Origin of the sequence: Bradyrhizobium sp. CCBAU 11386, assembly GCF_028128955.1 — a bacterium.
Lineage (GTDB): Bacteria > Pseudomonadota > Alphaproteobacteria > Rhizobiales > Xanthobacteraceae > Bradyrhizobium.
Genome location: NZ_LBKA01000242.1, coordinates 74,316 through 90,039 on the forward strand (window position 1 = coordinate 74,316; position 15,724 = coordinate 90,039).

Consider the following 15,724-nt stretch of genomic DNA (forward strand, 5'->3'; position numbering starts at 1 on the left):
AAATCGCGGACGAACGCCGCGGCGGCAAATGAAGTGCGCGGAAAGGTGACGGACTCAAGGCGATGGAACCAGAGGTGCAAATCGTCGCATTCGCCATGACAAGGCAAGCCTAGAGGAGACTGATCAAGATACTGCCGCGCACGCCGTCCTGATGGCGCAGCCATACCTGACCAATCGACCGGCGGCCGTGTCCCGGAAGCTGGCCAGCGCTCCCGGCGATGCGATCCATCGTCCAGTCCGCTGCCGCTCAACCCGGCACCCTGACACCCCACCGTTCCGCTTTGTCGCGGCTTTGAGGAAAACGGTTCGGTTCAGGCTTGGCGAACGCGCGGATTTTTCATATTTGGCGTGATAGAAGACCGGCAGGCGGTAGCCGAGGCCGGTCCAAGACTGGCCTCAAGACCCGGCCTCAAGACCCGGCCTCAGGACGGTCCCATAGCTCAACTGGATAGAGTAGCGGATTTCTACTCCGCGGGTTGCAGGTTCGAGTCCTGCTGGGATCGCCAGTCTTAACGCTTCGAGCGGATTGGCTTCATTCTGGCTTGGCAGAGCCGACGGCAGAGCCAGAAATCATCCCGGCCCGCGATCTCCGTGGCAACGTGATTTGCAAATCTGTCGCACTTCAAGAAAGCGTGCGCAGGCCTGTCCAGGCGACGAGAGAGTCCTATCTATCCGGCACGCAAGAAAGGTGTCGAAGATTTTTGTGATGCCGTCATCTGAATGGACAGGAATGGCTGTCGGGTCCGGAATTGCCGTCGCCGCAATGTCGTTTTTGGCGATCGATGCGGGCTTGGACCTGAACTCCGGCGGGATGGCAAAGCACCTCGAGATGGCACAAGCGTCCATTATGAGCGTCGCGGCGAGCCAGCATCAGCTGGCCTTCGCCGTTCGTTCGCTGGCGGGCGGAAGCGACCAGAACCGCCGTTCGGCGGATCGACCATGCATCCTGGATTACGAGCACAAGCCGAAACCGGCAGGCATCGATCGCGGCGTTTAACAGCAGCAGCCTGGAACGAGATCACGGCCTCGCGCGTCGAACCATTGAGCGCCAGCTACCGGATGTACCGAATGCGCCCCGTGCCCGAGCAGGTCTGCGAACGGTTGTCGAATTCGCCGTCGAACCTCACCAGGAACGAGACGCCGCTTGCGGTGGATCGAAGGCTAGAGGCTTCGCCGGCAGTCGTCGGCTGAATCCGACTAGTCCGTCGGTTCATCGTCGCGCCGGTCGCGGGCCAACTGATGCCAGGCAATGGCGAGCTCGATGAGTCTTTGCCGGTCGGGGCCTTCTGATGCCGCGGCGCGCTTCATTGCCGCCTCGGCTTCGTGCTGTGGATCATACTTGTGACACATGGGCGGATTCTAGCCGTCCGATCTGGACAAGTGCATGGCAATTTCGTCCGTATGATTGCGGATAACCAGCGTTGTCGCGAGCGATTTCCACACGTGGAAATTGTGCAGGATATGAAACTGCACCCGCGGTTTCAAACCGGCCCCGTGGCGACCGTGCGACGCCCATACCGCACGAAGCCGTGAGGCCCGGCGCGATTCAGACGGATGTGAATTGCGTCACAGCCTGCGCCCGGCGTCTCCGCTAGAGAACATCTCAGCGCTCCCAAAGGCGGGAGAAAGCATGGGTGGTCTTGCGGTCATGACACGAGAAGCAGCAGCCGAGGCTCACGTCCCCACACAGCGAAAAAGGCCCGACGTGTTCGGCGTCACCTTTCTTGCGACCATCGGCATCGTGATGCTGGCGTGGATCGCAGGCCTGGTCTGGGGCCTCATGGCGTTCATGACCTGGCTGGTGTCTTGAGGCGCGAGGCGATCAGTCATTCTGCCGCGGCGCCAAGATGACAAACCGGGACAAAAAAGAAGCGGGCCTTTCGCCCGCCCCTTCGTTTCAGAGCTGCCAGGAATCTCAGTAACACGCGCGGGGATCGGCCTGCACATACTGGCCGCTCGGATAGCGGTAGTAGCAATTGCCCTCGGCCAGATAGTAGCCGGGACGCGAGGCAGCGGTCGCGCCGGCGATCGCGCCGGTGGCGCCACCGATCACGGCGCCTGCGGCGGCGCCCGACGCGTTACCCGAGATCAGGCCGCCGAGCACGCCGCCGACAATGGCACCGCCAAGCGCGCTCGCACCGGGATCAGCCGGCGGAGGCGGTGGTTCGTAGGCAACGGGCGGCGGGGCGTAGGCCACCGGCACGTCGTCGTAATACTCCTCCGAGATATAGCCGGGCGGACCGGCCATCCGCTGCGGATAATAGTACCAGACGCCACCGACATCCCACCACCAGCCGGAGCGGCCGTTGTGGACCTCGTGGCGCCAGCGCCCGCCATCCCAGGCGAGATTGCCGCGATAGGCGTGTCCGTCCCAGTCGCGCGCCGGTGCGGGACCCCTGGCGTAGTTACGACCGGGCGACGGGCCGCCCGCATTGCGCGGGCCAGGAACTGGACCGGCAGCTGGGCCGGCACCAGGACCTGCATGACCGGGTCCCGCGTGGGGCTGGCCGCCGGGCTGCGGCGCAGGTCGGGCCGCCTGCTGCGGCGGCGGGCCCTTGCGCATGTTCTGATTGTTCTGGGGCGGTGCGCCCGCGGCCGGCCCTGCCGGCGATTGGCCCGCGTCCTTCGGCGGCCGGGCCTCCTGCGCCTGCGCCGAGAGCGCGAGCAACGACATGGCCGAAACCAAGGGAATGATGATCTTCATGCGGCTGGACGCACTCATGCGTGCTTGACCCCCTACTCTTTCGATTGCCGTGGCCGATTGCCGTGGTCCCAGCGCGATAGACGATTCGCCGCGCGCTGGGCTGATGCCGGCTGACATAACTGACCTGCCTGATCGGCGAAGTCCCGTTACAAATGATTAAGATCACGGCATTTTTTGGCTCTGCCGGGCGTGCTTGAGCGCTGCTAGCGGGCCGGCTCGATCACGTTGCAATTGCTCCGCCCCGACATCAGGCAGTCCTGCATCTTGCTGGCGGCGGTGAGATCGCGGGCAAGCCACCAGCCGACGCCGAGGATCACGATCGCGATGATCAGGCCGGCGACCGCGCCGCGGCGGTTGTCACCGGATTGAGGTCTTGGCGCGGATTTGGGCCTATCACCCGGTTCGGGCTTTGGCTTGGACTCGGGCTTGGTCATGACGGACTGATCGCGGGGGCGAGCCGGCTTAACACCTCTGCGGCGTCGCGTCACATCGCAATCAGCTCCGGTTCAGCCGCGGGTCGCCCGGAGAGCATCCTTGCGCGAGGTTTCGACCGCGGGGATCGCCTCACGGACGCGTGGTGCGCAGGTCGTGAGCACGAATGCGGTCTGGCTGCACTCCCAGCCGGCGCCGAGGACGGCGCTTTCGATCGGCTGCGGACGGGCGAGCAGCAGCGCGGCGGCCGCCGCAGCGACCACCACGACGGTGATTGCGAGCGCCTTCAGGCTCAATCGGAAGATAGTCATGCCCGTGCTCCGTCTTGCTGGCGCGGACGCTAGGCGCCGCACCACATGCTCCCTTATGAGGGACATCACAATTCGGCAGTTTTTCCGGGCTACGAGAGATCGTCGGGGGGCGATTTTCGTCTACCTGATCGGCTGCGAATTGGGTGGCGTTGCGACGCGCGGCGATGTACACGCATGTGCGTCGCGTGGCGCCCGCTATGCCCAGCCGACGTACCAACACGCAGTGATGTAGGGTCGAAAGCGAGGAAGACAAGGCTCGTCGATGAGTGGATTCAGGGAACCCGGTTTTGCAGACCGGCAAAAGGCGGCGCAGGACGCCCGCAAAAATCTTTTGAACAAATTCAAATCCCAGCCCGGGCCAGATGATCCGTCGGTTGCGGCGAAGCGTGCCGAGCGCGAGGCGCTCGCGGCCAAGCGGGCCGAGGCAAAGGCTGCGCGTGAGGCCGAAAAGGCCGAGCAGAAGCGTCTTGAGGAAGAAGCCAAGGCCGCCGAAGCTGCGCGACTTGCGCGTGAGGCCGAGGAAGCGGCCGCCAAGGCGGCTGCGATCGAGGCCGAACAGAAGGCCAAGCGCGACGCCCGCTACGCCGCCCGCAAGGCCAAGCGCAAGTAACGTTCAAAAATCACGTTCAATTGAACTTGAACTGAGACATCGCTCCGGGACGGTCCACGTGACCGCCCCCGGACTTTCGAGAGCGCGCGTCTGCAAACGCCTCCCGCGACGACGGAAGATCAGTTCTTCTTCATCATCCCGTCATCTTTCTTCATCCCGTCCTTCGACATGTGATCCTTCTTCATGCCGTCGTCCTTGGTCACGGCATCCTTCTTCATGCCGTCCTTGGACATGGTGTCCTTCTTCATCATGCCGTCCTCCTTGCCCATCTTGTCGCCCATCTTGTCTTGGGCAAAGGCGGCCGGCGACAGCGCAAGGCCAAGCGAGAGAGCGGCAGCCGAGACGCCGAGCGCGATGCGGGTACGAATGGTCATGACTAGTCTTCCCTTCGAGATGGTGTTTGTCAGCGACGGACGCCGCTATTCAATCTCGACGGATTGCCACGCGGCGTTGTTACGCGGTCGCTGATAAATTTCTGCGCGCCCGCCGCCGTCCGTCGTTCGGCGTAGCCTGCGGGGATCGGAAGTGTGCAGCGCAGCACGGCCGACACTTGCCGCGGCATTCGATCTCGAACTATCAGATGAGAGAACATCGGGCGAAAGACCGGCTAGGATGGGCCTATGCGCCGGTCTCACAAGGCCCGACCCAAATCACACCAAACAAGAACCGTCCAAAAAAGCGTTCAAGGGGATCACACCATGCTCACGCGCCGCCACCTGATCGCGACCGCCGTCGCCGCACCCGCCATTCTCCGCTTCGGCACCGGCACCGCGCATGCCGCCACCACGCTGAAGATCTCGCATCAATTCCCGGGCGGCACCATCGACAAGGGCGATTTCCGCGACCGGCTCTGCCGCATGTTCGCCGCCGAAGTCGCCAAGCGCAGCAATGGCGACATTGCCGCTGAGATCTATCCGAATTCCTCGCTGATCAAGACCAACGCGCAGTTCTCCGCGATGCGCAAGGGCGCGCTCGACATCTCGCTCTATCCGATGCCTTACGCCGGCGGCGAACTGCCCGAGACCAATATCGGCCTGATGCCGGGCCTCGTCACCACCTACGACCAGGGCATGCGCTGGAAGAAGGAGCCGGTCGGCAAGGCGCTCTCCGACTTCCTCGCCGACAAGGGCATCATCCTGCTCACCTGGGTGTGGCAGGCCGGCGGCCTCGTCAGCCGCTCCAAGCCGATCGTCGCGCCGGAAGACGCCAAGGGCATGAAGGTGCGCGGCGGCTCGCGCGAGATGGACATGGTGCTCCAGACCGCCGGCGCCTCGGTGCTGTCGGTGCCTTCGAACGAAATCTACGCGGCGATGCAGACCGGCGCGTGCGACGCCGCTCTCACCTCCTCCACCAGCCTGATCTCGTTCCGCCTCGAAGAGGTCGCGAAGTCGCTGACCTCGGGCGCGGGCGCCTCCTACTGGTTCATGCTCGAGCCCTTGATGATGTCGAAGGCAATCTTCGACAAGCTGCCGAAGAACCAGCAGGACGTGCTGCTCGCGGTCGGCACCGAGCTCGAAGCCTTTGGTCGCAAGGGCGCGCAGGACGACGACGTCGAGGTCGCCAAGGTCTACGAGAAGGCCGGCGCCAAGGTCTCGGTGCTCGATGCCGCGACCGTCGGCAAGTGGCGCGACATCGCCCGCGACACCGCGTGGAAGGACTACGGCGCCAAGACCGCGACCTCCGCGACCCTGCTCAAGCTCGCCTCCGACGTCTCGGCATGAGCCACGGTCCGCTTCCGGATCGTGACGACCAGGCAAACGCTGCCGCAAGGACCGGCCTTGCGGCGGCGATCGATCGCGGTCTCGCCATCCTCAACAGCATCATCATCGTGTTCGCAGCGATCGCGCTGGTCGCGGCCTGCGCCATCCTGAGCTACAGCGTGCTGAGCCGCGCCTTGTTCAAGGCCGCGAACTACTGGCAGGACGAGGCCGCCGTGTTCCTGCTGGTCGGGGCGACCTTCATGACGGCCGCCTATGTGCAGCAGAACCGCGGTCACATCGGCATCGAGGCCTTCGTCGGTCTGCTCTCACCGCTGGCGAACCGGATCAGGCTCTGGCTGGTCGATGCGGCGACACTCCTGTTCTGCGCCTTCTTCACCTGGAAGTCCTGGACGCTGGCCCATGAGGCCTATGTCGATGGTCAGGTCTCGAACTCGATGTGGTCGCCGCCGCTCGCCATTCCCTATTCGCTGATGGCGTTCGGCATGAGCCTGCTCTGCATCCAGATTCTCGTGCAGCTTGCGCTGCCTTTCGCAGGAGCCAAGCGTCCATGAGCGTTTTCGGTATCGGCCTCGCCTACGCGATTGCGACGCTGCTGGTGATGTTCTCGGGCATGCCGATCGCCTTCGCGCTCGGCGCGGTCGCGGTCGTGTTCATGGGCATCTACATGCCATCGGCCTCCCTCGATACGGTGACGCAGAACGTCTACGAGGAAATGGCCTCGATCACGCTTTTGTCGATCCCGCTCTTCATCCTGAAGGGCGCGGCGATCGGCAAGTCGCGCGCCGGCCAGGATCTCTATTTGGCCCTGCATGCCTGGCTGCACCGCGTCCCCGGCGGGCTCGGCGTCGCCAACGTGTTCGCCTGCGCGCTGTTCGCGGCGATGGCGGGCTCGAGCCCAGCGACCTGCTCGGCGATCGGCTCGGCCGGCATCCCCGAGATGCGCAAGCGCGGATATTCCGGCGGCTTTGCCGCCGGGATCATCGCCGCCGGCGGCACGCTCGGCATCCTGCTGCCGCCCTCGATCACCATGATCCTGTTCGCTGTCGCGGCGGAAAAGTCGCTCGGGCGCTTGTTCCTTGCCGGCATCGGTCCGGGCCTGCTGCTGGTGTCCCTGTTCGGAGCCTATGCCGTGATCCGCTTCCGCCGGGAATATGCCGCGGCCGAAGCCATCTACAAGAATGGCGGACCGGAAGCCGCAATCCTCGCCCGCGACGACTACACGCTCGCCGAACGCTTCAGCGTGCTGCCGCGCGTGATCCCGTTCGTGCTGCTGCTCACGGGCGTCATGATCGCGCTCTATGGCGGCTATGCCACGCCGTCGGAAACCGCCGGCCTCGGCGGCCTGCTGGCGCTGGCGCTGATCGCGGCGATCTACAGCGTGTGGCGGCCGAGCGACCTTGCGCCCATCATGAAGTCGACGATCCGGGAATCGACCATGCTGATGATGATCATCGGCATGTCGCTGCTCTACTCCTACGTGATGAGCTATCTGCACATCTCGCAGTCGGTCGCCGAATCCGTCGTCGCGATGCACCTGCCGCGCTGGGGCCTGTTGTTCGCGATCCTCGTCATGGTCGTCGTGCTCGGCTTCTTCCTGCCGCCGGTCTCGATCATCCTGATGACGGCACCGATCATCCTGCCGCCGCTGCGCGCGGCGAACTTCGACATCATCTGGTTCGGCGTGGTCATGACCATCGTGATGGAGATGGGGCTGATCCATCCACCTGTCGGTCTCAACATCTTCGTCATCCGCAACGTCGCGCCCGACATCCCCCTGAGCGAGGTGATCTGGGGCACCCTGCCTTTCGTGCTCCTGATGATGCTCGCGGTGCTGTTGCTGTGCTTCGTGCCCGAAATCTCGACCTGGCTGCCGGACCTGGTGATGGGGCCGGACGGCAGCAGATAGCAGCAATCGCAATTGCCGTAGGGTGGGTTAGACCTGCGGCTGCGCAAAGCGCAGTCCGCTGGGCGTAACCCACCTATTCTGTTTCCTCGGAGACAAACAGTGGTGGGTTACGCCGAGCGACTGCGCTTCGCGCAGCGCGGGGCTAACCCACCCTACGATTACAGCTCACTCTTCCGCCGTGACTTCGGCGCGATCGCGCTGCCGGCCACCACCTGCAACAGATCCTTGCGCACGGCCTCGATGTGCCGCTCCAGGAAGCGGCAGGCCTCCTCGACCTTCTCCGCGCGGCAGAGCGCGATCAGATGGGCGTGCTCTTTCTCGGCCGTCCCCATCGCCTTGGTGTTGGAGAGCTGAAGGCGCGTGTAGCGGTCGCTGGTCTGGAGCAGCGAGAGCGCGATTGCGCGCGTACGGGGCTGCGGGGCGTGCACATAGAGCGCCATGTGGAAGTCGGCGTTGAGCTGGCCCCATTCACTGACATTGCGCGCCTTGATCGCCTTCTCGAAGTGCTTGTGGATTTCGTCGAGCCCCTCGAAATCATCCGCCGTGAAACGCGGCGCCGACTGTGCCAGCAGGCGCGGCTCCAAAATCCGGCGCAGATCGAACACGTCGTTGATCTCGTCCAGTGACAGCTCCGAGACGATGGCGCCCTTTTGCGGGACGATGCGCACCAGCCCTTCGGCCTCGAGCTGGAACAGCGCCTCGCGCACCGGAATGCGGCTGACGCCATAGGCATCGCCGAGCGCATCCTGGCGCAGTTGCGATCCGGCCGGATAAGTGCCGTCGAGGATCGCCTGCCGGAGCTGGTCCACGATCGCAGCCGACAGAGTGCGATGCTTCAGAGGCTGTTTCATCTGACCTTCCGTCTTTATTCGCGACTCGTCCGGCAGAAAGCGGTCCCTCTCTTGCATGTTGAGGGGGCCAGCAAAAGCCAAGCATCCCACAAAAGACAGGTGCTCAGCAAAAGCGCGTCCTGCCGCCGAAATGACCGCAATCTCCGTTTGACACCTCAAATGTATAAATTATACATTTTGCCTTGGCACGAGAAATCTTGCGGGGGTTGGGGCCTTTGATGATCGAAGGGACGATGCCGGATACGGGCGCATTCAGCGCGCGGCGGATTGTGATCAGGGCTTCCAGCGCCCTGCTCGCCGTCGAACGTCTCGCGCTGATGGGCCTGATGTACCTGCTCACCGGACTGATCCTGGTGAACGTCGTCACCCGCTATTCGCACTTCCCGATCTACTGGATCGATGAATCGGCGGTCTATTGCGTGGTCTGGCTGACCTTCATCGGCGCCTCCGCGATGACGCGGCTGCGGCTCGACTTCGCGGTCACGATGCTGACGGAGCGGCTTTCGCTACGGCACCAGAAGCTCGCCAAGGTCATCTCGACCGGCCTCGTCGTCGTGTTCGGCGTCGCCCTGATCATTACCTGCGTGCTCTGGATGGACCCGATTGGCCTCGCACGCGCCGGCTTCGACGGGCGCAAGCTCGCCGCCGAGACCTTCAACTTCCTCTACACCGAGCACACCCAGACGCTGAACTGGCCGACCTGGGTGCTCTATTTGACGCTGCCGATCTTCGCGGTGTCGATGACCATTCACGGCCTCGCCAATCTGCTCGAAGATCTCGAGCTGGTGCCGCGCACGCCACTGACGGGCTTTCAGCTCTCCGAGCTCGACGGGGTCAACTGATGATCACGTCTGCCGCCTTCGTCGCGATCATGCTGGTCGGCGTGCCGATCGGGCTCTGCCTGTGCCTCGCCGGCCTCGTCTATATCGCCGCTTCTGGCAATCCGGTGCTGTTCCAGTCCTATCCGCTCCAGCTGTTCGGCGGCGTCGACAGTTACGGCCTGATCGCCATTCCGCTCTTCATCCTGATCGGCGAGATCATGAATGGCGGCGGCATCACCCGCCGCATCGTCGACATGGCGATGGCTTTCGTCGGCTCGCTGAAGGGCGGACTCGCCTACGTCAACATCCTCGCCAACATGTTCATCTCCTCGATCCTGGGATCTGCGACCGCGCAGGTCGCGATCATGGCCCAGATCATGGTGCCGGAGATGGAGAAGAAGGGCTACGACAAGACTTTTGCGGCGGGACTGACCGCCTATGGCGGCATGCTCGGGCCGATCATCCCGCCCTCGGTGATGTTCGTGGTCTACAGCGTGCTCGCGCAGGTCTCGGTCAGCGACATGCTGATCGCCGGCATCGTGCCGGGCGTCATCCTCACCGTGATGTTCTGCCTCGTCATCGCGCTGCTGGGATACATCTACAACTATCCCCGCGCCGACTATCAGACGCCGCGTCAGCGCGTCATGACGATCCTGCGGACGTCGCCCACCCTGCTGATCCCGATCGTCATCGTCGGCACCATCCTCGGTGGCCTCGCCAACGCGACGGAATCCGCTGCGGTCGGTGCGGTGGCCGCTGCCCTGGTGGGAAAATACTGGACCAAGGAGTTCGAGTTCTCGCAGCTGCCCCAGATGATGCTGCGCAGTGGCATCTATTCGGCGATCGTGCTGTTCCTCGTCGCCGCCGCCGCGGTGTTCTCCTGGGTCCTGATCTTCGGCAAGGTGCCGCAGGAGACCGCGGCGTGGATCCAGACGGCCGCCAAGGATCCGATCAGCTTCATGCTGATCTGCAACGTCATCCTGCTGGTGATCGGCACGGTGATCGACGGCATTCCCGGCCTGATCATGACGGTGCCGATCCTGCTGCCTGTTGCAACCGACGTCTATCACATCGATCCCCGGCATTTCGGCGTCGTCGTGGTGATCAACCTGGTGCTCGGCCTGTTGTCGCCGCCGGTCGGGCTCTGCTTCTTCGTCGCGGCCGCCGTCACCGGCGCCAAGCCCGGCAAGATGTTCATGGTGACGCTGCCCTTCTTCGTCATCTCCTGCGTCCTCCTGGTGCTGCTCTCGCTCTACCCGTCGCTCTCGCTGATCCTCGTCAAATAGGCCCGTCCAAAAGGAGCCCGACCATGCCGCTTTCACGTCGCCGCTTTCTCGCCGCCAGCGCAGCCGCATCGGTGTTCGCGCCGTCGCTGGCGCTCGCCCAGGCCAAGGAATTCCGCCTCGGCCTGATCACGCCGAACGGCCATTCCTGGAACAAGGCCGCGCTCAAATTCGGCGACGACCTCAAGGCCGCCACCAACGGCCGGCTGACGCTGACCGTGTTCCACTCCGGCCAGCTCGGCAACGAGCCCGCGATGATGCAGCAATTGCAGTCCGGCGCGCTCGACATGGGCTTCATCCAGGCCGCCGAGCTCGGCTCGCGCGTGCCGCACATTGCCGCGATCAACGCGCCCTACATCGTCCGCTCGACGCCGGCGGTCGCGAAATTCGTGCGGCATCCGGCGGCCGTAAAACTGTTCGACGTGCTGCCGCAGGAGACCGGCACGATCGGCCTCGGCTGGGGCATCACCGGCATGCGCGCGGTGTTCTCGTCCAAGGACCTGAATTCGCTCGCCGACATCAAGGGCATGAAGCTGCGCATCAACCCAACACCGGTCTATCGCGATTTCTATTCCTCGCTCGGTGCCGCGCCGACGCCGATCCCGACGCCGCAGGTGTTCGACGCGATGGCCAACGGCCAGGTCGATGGCCTCGAGGCCGATCTCGAATTCTCCTGGAACCAGCGCTTCGACAAGGTCTCGAAGGTCATCCTCCAGATGAACGCCGTTTTCATGCCGATGGCTGCGGTCGTCTCGGGGCGGGTCTGGCAGACGCTGCCGGCCGCCGACCGCGAGCTGATCACCAAGACGATCAAAACCACACTCGACGCGCAGATCGACGAGCTCGCCGGCAACGAGCCGGCGCTGATCGAGAACTTCAAGAACGCGCCGATCCCGATCCGCCAGGTCCCGCCCGGCGACACCGAGGCGGTCATTGCCGAGTTCGACAAGATCTGGCTGCCCAAGGCTCCGGTCCTCGCCGAATTGCGCAAGGTCGGCGCCACGCTCTGATCCCGCCCGCCATCCTCTTCACCACAGCCGGCGGATCCAGCCCCCCGCCGGCACATTCACACGCCAAATTCACACGCCGAATTCACTTGGAGTTAGACCATGAGCCGCCGCGTTTCCTGGGAAGGCGTCTTCCCGGCCGTCACCACGCAATTCCATGACGATCTCTCGCTCGACATCGACGCGACCGCGAAGGTGATGGACGGGCTGATCCGTGACGGCGTCTCCGGCCTGATCGTCTGCGGCTCGGTCGGCGAGAACACGTCGCTGGAGCGCAAGGAGAAGGTCGTGATCATGGAGACGGCGAAATCGGTCGCGGCCGGCCGCGTGCCCGTGCTGTGCGGCATCGCCGAATTCACCACGGCCTTCGCGGTCGAAACGGCGAAGGAAGCCGCGCGCGTCGGCATCGACGGCGTCATGGTGATGCCGGCCCTGGTCTATTCGTCGAAGCCGCACGAGACCGCCGCGCATTTCCGCGCCGTCGCCACCGCGACGGACCTTCCCGTGATGCTCTACAACAACCCGCCGATCTACAAGAACGACGTCACCCCCGACATCCTGGCCTCGCTCGCCGACGTCGAGACGGTCGTCTGCTTCAAGGATTCCTCCGGCGACACAAGGCGCTTCATCGACACCAGGAACATGGTCGGCGACCGCTTCGTGCTGTTCGCAGGTCTCGACGACGTCATCGTCGAGAGCGTCGCCATGGGCGCGGTGGGGTGGGTCTCCGGCATGTCGAACGCCTTCCCGCGCGAGGGCGAGACGCTGTTTCGCCTGGCCAAGGCCGGTCGCTATGCCGAGGCGATGCCGCTCTACGAATGGTTCATGCCGCTCTTGCATCTCGACGCGCGCCCGGACCTCGTCCAGTGCATCAAGCTGTGCGAGCACATCATGGGCCGCGGCACCGCGCTGACCCGTCCGCCTCGCCTCGCACTGCTGCCGCAGGAGAAGGCCGAGGTCGAGGCCATGATGGTCAAGGCACTCAAGAACCGGCCGCGTTTGCCTGATGTCGGGCTGAAGGCAGCCTGACCAAAGCTCTCTCATTCGTCATTGCGAGGAGCTCTTGCGACGAAGCGATCCAGACCTTCTCAACGGAAAGATTCTGGATTGCTTCGGTGCGCTCGCAATGACGGAGAACTAGGAGGCAGCCCGCTTCCTCTTCGCGTTCAGTGCGGACGCCACGCGGCTCACGGGCGGCTTGCCCAGCACGCCGCTCATCTCGTTCGTGGCCGCCAGCAGCCGGTCCATGTCGACGCCGGTGCTGATGCCCATGCCTTCGAGCATGTAGACGACGTCCTCGGTCGCGACATTGCCGGTCGCGCCGGGGGCATAGGGGCAGCCGCCGAGGCCGCCCGCAGCCGCATCGATGACACGGACCCCCTCCTCCAGCCCGGCGTAGAGATTGGCGAGCGCCTGGCCGTAGGTGTCATGGAAATGCATCGCGAGTTTGGCGGCGGGAATGTTGCCGCTGACCGCGCGCAGCATCTCCTTCGCCTTATCAGGCGTGCCGACGCCGATGGTGTCGCCAAGCGAGATCTCGTAGCAGCCGAGGTCCCACAATGTCTTCGCAAGATCGGCAACGGCCTTCGGCTTGATCTCGCCGTCGAACGGACAGCCCAGCACGCAGGAGATATAGCCGCGCACCCTGATGCCGTCGGCCTTCGCGTGTTCCATCACCGGCTTGAAGCGCTCGATGGATTCCGCGACGGTGCAGTTGATGTTGGCCCGGGAAAAGCCCTCGGAGGCCGCCGCAAACACGGAGACCACCTTCGCGCCCGCGGCGCGCGCGGCGTCATAGCCCTTCTCGTTCGGCACCAGCACGTGGAATTCGGCGCCGGTCACGTGGGCAACGCCGCGCAGCACGGCATCGGAGCTTGCCATCTGCGGGATCGCCTTAGGCGAGACGAAGGCACCGACCTCCACCGTATTGAGGCCGGCTCCGACCAGCGCCTCGACGAAGGCGATGCGGGCCTCGACGCTGACGGGCATCTTCTCGTTCTGGAGGCCGTCGCGCGGCCCCATTTCGATGATGCGGACGGGATCGCTCATCTCATTCTCCCGACGGCTCGACCACGGCGAGCTCGACGCCTTCCTGCACGATGTCACCGACCTTGCACTTGATCGACGTCAGCACGCCGGCATAGGGCGCCCGTAGTGTCTGCTCCATCTTCATCACTTCGAGCGTGAGGATCGGCGCGCCCTTCTCCAGCGTTGCGCCCTCCTCGGCCAGCACGGCGACGACCGTGCCCGGCAAGGGTGCTGCGATCTTGTCCGCGCCGGCCTGCTCCTCGGTCTCGCCGCCGAACGGATCGACCCAATGCAGGTCGAAGCGACCATTGCGCGTACGCAAGTACAGCTCATGGCCGTCGATCACGGCCGCGACGGCCGATTTGACGCCGTCGAGCGTCAGATCGAAGCCGCCATCCTTCGGCGCAATCGCGAATGCCAGCTCGCGGTCGCCGATCACCAGCGTCGACGGGCCGCTGCCATAGTTCAACGTGACTTTCTGCTCGGGCCCATGACCAACGCCATGACCAACACCATGTCCGGCGCGGAAGGCAAAATTACGCTGACGGCGGCCGACCGGCATCCAGCCAAACGTCTGCCAGGGCGAATTCGCGTCCACTTGGGCCGCCTGCCGCTCGTCGTTGACAACAGCGGCAACTGCAGCGCACAGCTCGAGCTCGCCGGGCGCCGGCGTGGCCTGCGTCAACGCCGCCAGCTCGCGCTCGATGAAGCCGGTGTCGATCGCATTCGCCCGCACTTTTTGATGCGTGATCAGCGCCGAGAGGAACGGGATATTGGTGACGATGCCGCGGACGTCGGAGTCCTCCAGTCCGCGGTTCAGCCGCTCGATCGCGACATCCCGCGTCGGCGCCCACGCGATCATCTTGGCCAGCATCGCATCGTAGTAGGGCGAGACGCTATCGCCTTCGCGATAGCCGGCGTCGATGCGGAGGCCGCCGGTCTCCGCGGGCAGCCGCCAGGCCGAGATCCTGCCGACCGAGGGCATGAAGTTCTTGGTCGGATTCTCGGCGTAGACGCGCGCCTCGACCGCGTGGCCGTTGAGACGGATCTCATCCTGCCTGAGCGGCAACGCTTCGCCGAAGGCGACGCGCAGCTGCCACTCCACGAGGTCGATCCCGGTGACCAGCTCGGTCACGGGATGCTCGACCTGGAGACGCGTGTTCATCTCGATGAAGAACACGTCCTTGCCGTCGGAGACGAACTCGATCGTGCCGGCGCCGACATAGCTCACCGCGCCCGCCGCCTTGCGCGCCGCGGCGCAGACCGTCTCGCGCTGTGCCGCATTGAGGGTCGGCGACGGCGCTTCCTCGATCACCTTCTGGTGCCGGCGCTGCAGCGTGCATTCGCGCTCGAACAGCGAGAGCAGATTGCCGTGGCTGTCGCCGATGATCTGCACCTCGATATGCCGGGGATTGTCGACATATTTCTCGATCAGCATGCGGTCGTCGCCGAACGCGGCCTTGGCCTCGCGCTTGGCGCTGACGATCGCAGGGCCAAGCTCGGCGGCCGAGCGCACGATCCGCATGCCGCGTCCGCCGCCGCCGGCGGACGCTTTCACCAGGATGGGAAAGCCGATCTTGTCGGCGGCCTTCGCCAGCGTCGCCTCGTCCTGGGCCTCGCCGTGATAGCCGGGCACCAGCGGCACGCCGGCTTTCTCCATCAGCGCTTTCGAGCCGGATTTCGAGCCCATCGCCGTCATCATCCCGGCGGTCGGGCCGACGAACACCAGCCCCGCGTCGAGGCAGACATGCGCAAACTCGGCATTCTCCGACAGGAAGCCGTAGCCGGGATGCACGGCCTCCGCGCCGGTCTTGCGCGCGGCCTCGATCAGCCGCTCGACATTGAGATAGCTGTCGCGGGCCCGTGCCGGCCCCAGCAGCACGGCTTCGTCCGCGAGCGCGACATGCATCGCGTCGCGGTCGGCCTCGGAATAAACGGCGACCGTGCGCAGGCCCATCGCGCGCGCGGTGCGGATGACGCGGCAGGCGATCTCGCCGCGGTTGGCGATCAGAAGGGTGCGAAAACGCCGGTAGAGCTTTGAGCGGTCCAT

The 15,724-nt window shown here is 64.7% G+C and carries 17 protein-coding genes and 1 tRNA gene; 11 read left to right on the forward strand and 7 right to left on the reverse strand.

Going from position 1 to position 15,724, the window contains the following annotated elements; all coding sequences use genetic code 11:
* Positions 1–429 precede the first annotated feature (429 nt).
* The 3 genes from XI09_RS27515 (at position 430) to XI09_RS27525 (ending at position 1,810) form a co-directional block, all read left to right on the forward strand.
* Positions 430–506, forward strand: a tRNA-Arg gene (locus XI09_RS27515).
* Between the two features lie 182 nt (positions 507–688).
* On the forward strand, positions 689–997 hold the full coding sequence (locus tag XI09_RS27520) for a hypothetical protein (protein WP_271569625.1): 309 nt from the start codon (positions 689–691) through the stop codon (positions 995–997).
* Positions 998–1,630: 633 nt separating this feature from the next.
* The gene (locus XI09_RS27525) at positions 1,631–1,810 is read left to right on the forward strand and encodes a hypothetical protein (RefSeq protein ID WP_271569668.1); all 180 of its coding nucleotides are present in this window, start codon (positions 1,631–1,633) and stop codon (positions 1,808–1,810) included.
* A 105-nt stretch (positions 1,811–1,915) separates the two neighbouring features.
* Here the strand turns inward: XI09_RS27525 and XI09_RS27530 are convergent, their stop codons facing one another.
* From XI09_RS27530 to XI09_RS27540, 3 genes are all read right to left on the reverse strand, one after another.
* Complete coding sequence (locus XI09_RS27530; RefSeq protein WP_271569626.1) at positions 1,916–2,722, reverse strand: hypothetical protein; 807 nt, start codon at positions 2,720–2,722, stop codon at positions 1,916–1,918.
* A 185-nt stretch (positions 2,723–2,907) separates the two neighbouring features.
* On the reverse strand, positions 2,908–3,138 hold the full coding sequence (locus XI09_RS27535) for a hypothetical protein (RefSeq protein WP_271569627.1): 231 nt from the start codon (positions 3,136–3,138) through the stop codon (positions 2,908–2,910).
* A gap of 72 nt (positions 3,139–3,210) precedes the next feature.
* Complete coding sequence (locus XI09_RS27540) at positions 3,211–3,447, reverse strand: hypothetical protein (RefSeq protein WP_271569628.1); 237 nt, start codon at positions 3,445–3,447, stop codon at positions 3,211–3,213.
* 262 nt (positions 3,448–3,709) lie between these two features.
* Here XI09_RS27540 and XI09_RS27545 point away from each other — a divergent pair, with 262 nt between their 5' ends.
* Positions 3,710–4,057 carry a DUF6481 family protein gene (locus XI09_RS27545; protein WP_271569629.1) on the forward strand — a complete coding sequence of 116 codons (348 nt, stop codon included), beginning with the start codon at positions 3,710–3,712 and terminating at the stop codon, positions 4,055–4,057.
* A gap of 119 nt (positions 4,058–4,176) precedes the next feature.
* On the opposite strand, the gene XI09_RS27550 is transcribed toward XI09_RS27545, so the two are convergent.
* Positions 4,177–4,431 (reverse strand): pentapeptide MXKDX repeat protein, encoded by a 255-nt coding sequence (locus tag XI09_RS27550; RefSeq protein ID WP_271569630.1) that lies wholly within the window; start codon positions 4,429–4,431, stop codon positions 4,177–4,179.
* A 324-nt stretch (positions 4,432–4,755) separates the two neighbouring features.
* Here XI09_RS27550 and XI09_RS27555 point away from each other — a divergent pair, with 324 nt between their 5' ends.
* Genes XI09_RS27555 through XI09_RS27565 form a run of 3 tightly spaced genes read left to right on the forward strand, consistent with a single transcriptional unit; the run spans position 4,756 to position 7,684 of the window.
* Positions 4,756–5,778, forward strand: coding sequence for a TRAP transporter substrate-binding protein (locus tag XI09_RS27555; RefSeq protein WP_271569631.1), 1,023 nt, complete (start codon positions 4,756–4,758; stop codon positions 5,776–5,778).
* Positions 5,775–6,329, forward strand: a complete 555-nt coding sequence (locus XI09_RS27560; protein ID WP_271569632.1) for a TRAP transporter small permease — start codon at positions 5,775–5,777, stop codon at positions 6,327–6,329. The genes XI09_RS27555 and XI09_RS27560 overlap by 4 nt, the downstream gene beginning before the upstream one ends.
* The gene (locus tag XI09_RS27565; RefSeq protein ID WP_271569633.1) at positions 6,326–7,684 is read left to right on the forward strand and encodes a TRAP transporter large permease; all 1,359 of its coding nucleotides are present in this window, start codon (positions 6,326–6,328) and stop codon (positions 7,682–7,684) included. Before XI09_RS27560 ends, XI09_RS27565 begins: the two co-directional genes overlap by 4 nt.
* A 158-nt stretch (positions 7,685–7,842) precedes the next feature.
* Here XI09_RS27565 and XI09_RS27570 read toward each other — a convergent pair whose 3' ends face one another.
* Positions 7,843–8,535 carry a GntR family transcriptional regulator gene (locus XI09_RS27570; RefSeq protein ID WP_271569634.1) on the reverse strand — a complete coding sequence of 231 codons (693 nt, stop codon included), beginning with the start codon at positions 8,533–8,535 and terminating at the stop codon, positions 7,843–7,845.
* Positions 8,536–8,768: 233 nt separating this feature from the next.
* Here XI09_RS27570 and XI09_RS27575 point away from each other — a divergent pair, with 233 nt between their 5' ends.
* The 4 genes from XI09_RS27575 to XI09_RS27590 all read left to right on the forward strand — a co-directional run bounded on the left by XI09_RS27575 (position 8,769) and on the right by XI09_RS27590 (position 12,675).
* A complete protein-coding gene (locus XI09_RS27575; protein ID WP_271569666.1) occupies positions 8,769–9,377 on the forward strand; it encodes a TRAP transporter small permease in 609 nt (202 codons plus the stop codon).
* A complete protein-coding gene (locus XI09_RS27580) occupies positions 9,377–10,642 on the forward strand; it encodes a TRAP transporter large permease (protein WP_271569635.1) in 1,266 nt (421 codons plus the stop codon). Before XI09_RS27575 ends, XI09_RS27580 begins: the two co-directional genes overlap by 1 nt.
* 23 nt (positions 10,643–10,665) lie before the next feature.
* Positions 10,666–11,649 carry a TRAP transporter substrate-binding protein gene (locus tag XI09_RS27585; RefSeq protein WP_271569636.1) on the forward strand — a complete coding sequence of 328 codons (984 nt, stop codon included), beginning with the start codon at positions 10,666–10,668 and terminating at the stop codon, positions 11,647–11,649.
* A gap of 99 nt (positions 11,650–11,748) precedes the next feature.
* Complete coding sequence (locus tag XI09_RS27590; RefSeq protein WP_271569637.1) at positions 11,749–12,675, forward strand: dihydrodipicolinate synthase family protein; 927 nt, start codon at positions 11,749–11,751, stop codon at positions 12,673–12,675.
* A gap of 108 nt (positions 12,676–12,783) precedes the next feature.
* Here the strand turns inward: XI09_RS27590 and XI09_RS27595 are convergent, their stop codons facing one another.
* Both XI09_RS27595 and XI09_RS27600 read right to left on the reverse strand, forming a co-directional pair.
* Entirely contained in the window at positions 12,784–13,695 is a 912-nt protein-coding gene (locus tag XI09_RS27595; RefSeq protein ID WP_271569638.1) for a hydroxymethylglutaryl-CoA lyase, read from the reverse strand.
* Between the two features lies 1 nt (position 13,696).
* On the reverse strand, positions 13,697–15,724 hold the full coding sequence (locus XI09_RS27600; RefSeq protein ID WP_271569639.1) for an acetyl/propionyl/methylcrotonyl-CoA carboxylase subunit alpha: 2,028 nt from the start codon (positions 15,722–15,724) through the stop codon (positions 13,697–13,699).

Bases quoted from the DNA above. Each gene is read 5' to 3' on its own strand.
- XI09_RS27525 (WP_271569668.1), top strand. From the start codon at position 1,631: ATGGGTGGTCTTGCGGTCATGACACGAGAAGCAGCAGCCGAGGCTCAC.
- XI09_RS27530 (WP_271569626.1), bottom strand. From the start codon at position 2,722: ATGAGTGCGTCCAGCCGCATGAAGATCATCATTCCCTTGGTTTCGGCC.
- XI09_RS27535 (WP_271569627.1), bottom strand. From the start codon at position 3,138: ATGACCAAGCCCGAGTCCAAGCCAAAGCCCGAACCGGGTGATAGGCCC.
- XI09_RS27540 (WP_271569628.1), bottom strand. From the start codon at position 3,447: ATGACTATCTTCCGATTGAGCCTGAAGGCGCTCGCAATCACCGTCGTG.
- XI09_RS27545 (WP_271569629.1), top strand. From the start codon at position 3,710: ATGAGTGGATTCAGGGAACCCGGTTTTGCAGACCGGCAAAAGGCGGCG.
- XI09_RS27550 (WP_271569630.1), bottom strand. From the start codon at position 4,431: ATGACCATTCGTACCCGCATCGCGCTCGGCGTCTCGGCTGCCGCTCTC.
- XI09_RS27555 (WP_271569631.1), top strand. From the start codon at position 4,756: ATGCTCACGCGCCGCCACCTGATCGCGACCGCCGTCGCCGCACCCGCC.
- XI09_RS27560 (WP_271569632.1), top strand. From the start codon at position 5,775: ATGAGCCACGGTCCGCTTCCGGATCGTGACGACCAGGCAAACGCTGCC.
- XI09_RS27565 (WP_271569633.1), top strand. From the start codon at position 6,326: ATGAGCGTTTTCGGTATCGGCCTCGCCTACGCGATTGCGACGCTGCTG.
- XI09_RS27570 (WP_271569634.1), bottom strand. From the start codon at position 8,535: ATGAAACAGCCTCTGAAGCATCGCACTCTGTCGGCTGCGATCGTGGAC.
- XI09_RS27575 (WP_271569666.1), top strand. From the start codon at position 8,769: ATGCCGGATACGGGCGCATTCAGCGCGCGGCGGATTGTGATCAGGGCT.
- XI09_RS27580 (WP_271569635.1), top strand. From the start codon at position 9,377: ATGATCACGTCTGCCGCCTTCGTCGCGATCATGCTGGTCGGCGTGCCG.
- XI09_RS27585 (WP_271569636.1), top strand. From the start codon at position 10,666: ATGCCGCTTTCACGTCGCCGCTTTCTCGCCGCCAGCGCAGCCGCATCG.
- XI09_RS27590 (WP_271569637.1), top strand. From the start codon at position 11,749: ATGAGCCGCCGCGTTTCCTGGGAAGGCGTCTTCCCGGCCGTCACCACG.
- XI09_RS27595 (WP_271569638.1), bottom strand. From the start codon at position 13,695: ATGAGCGATCCCGTCCGCATCATCGAAATGGGGCCGCGCGACGGCCTC.
- XI09_RS27600 (WP_271569639.1), bottom strand. From the start codon at position 15,724: ATGGACCGCTCAAAGCTCTACCGGCGTTTTCGCACCCTTCTGATCGCC.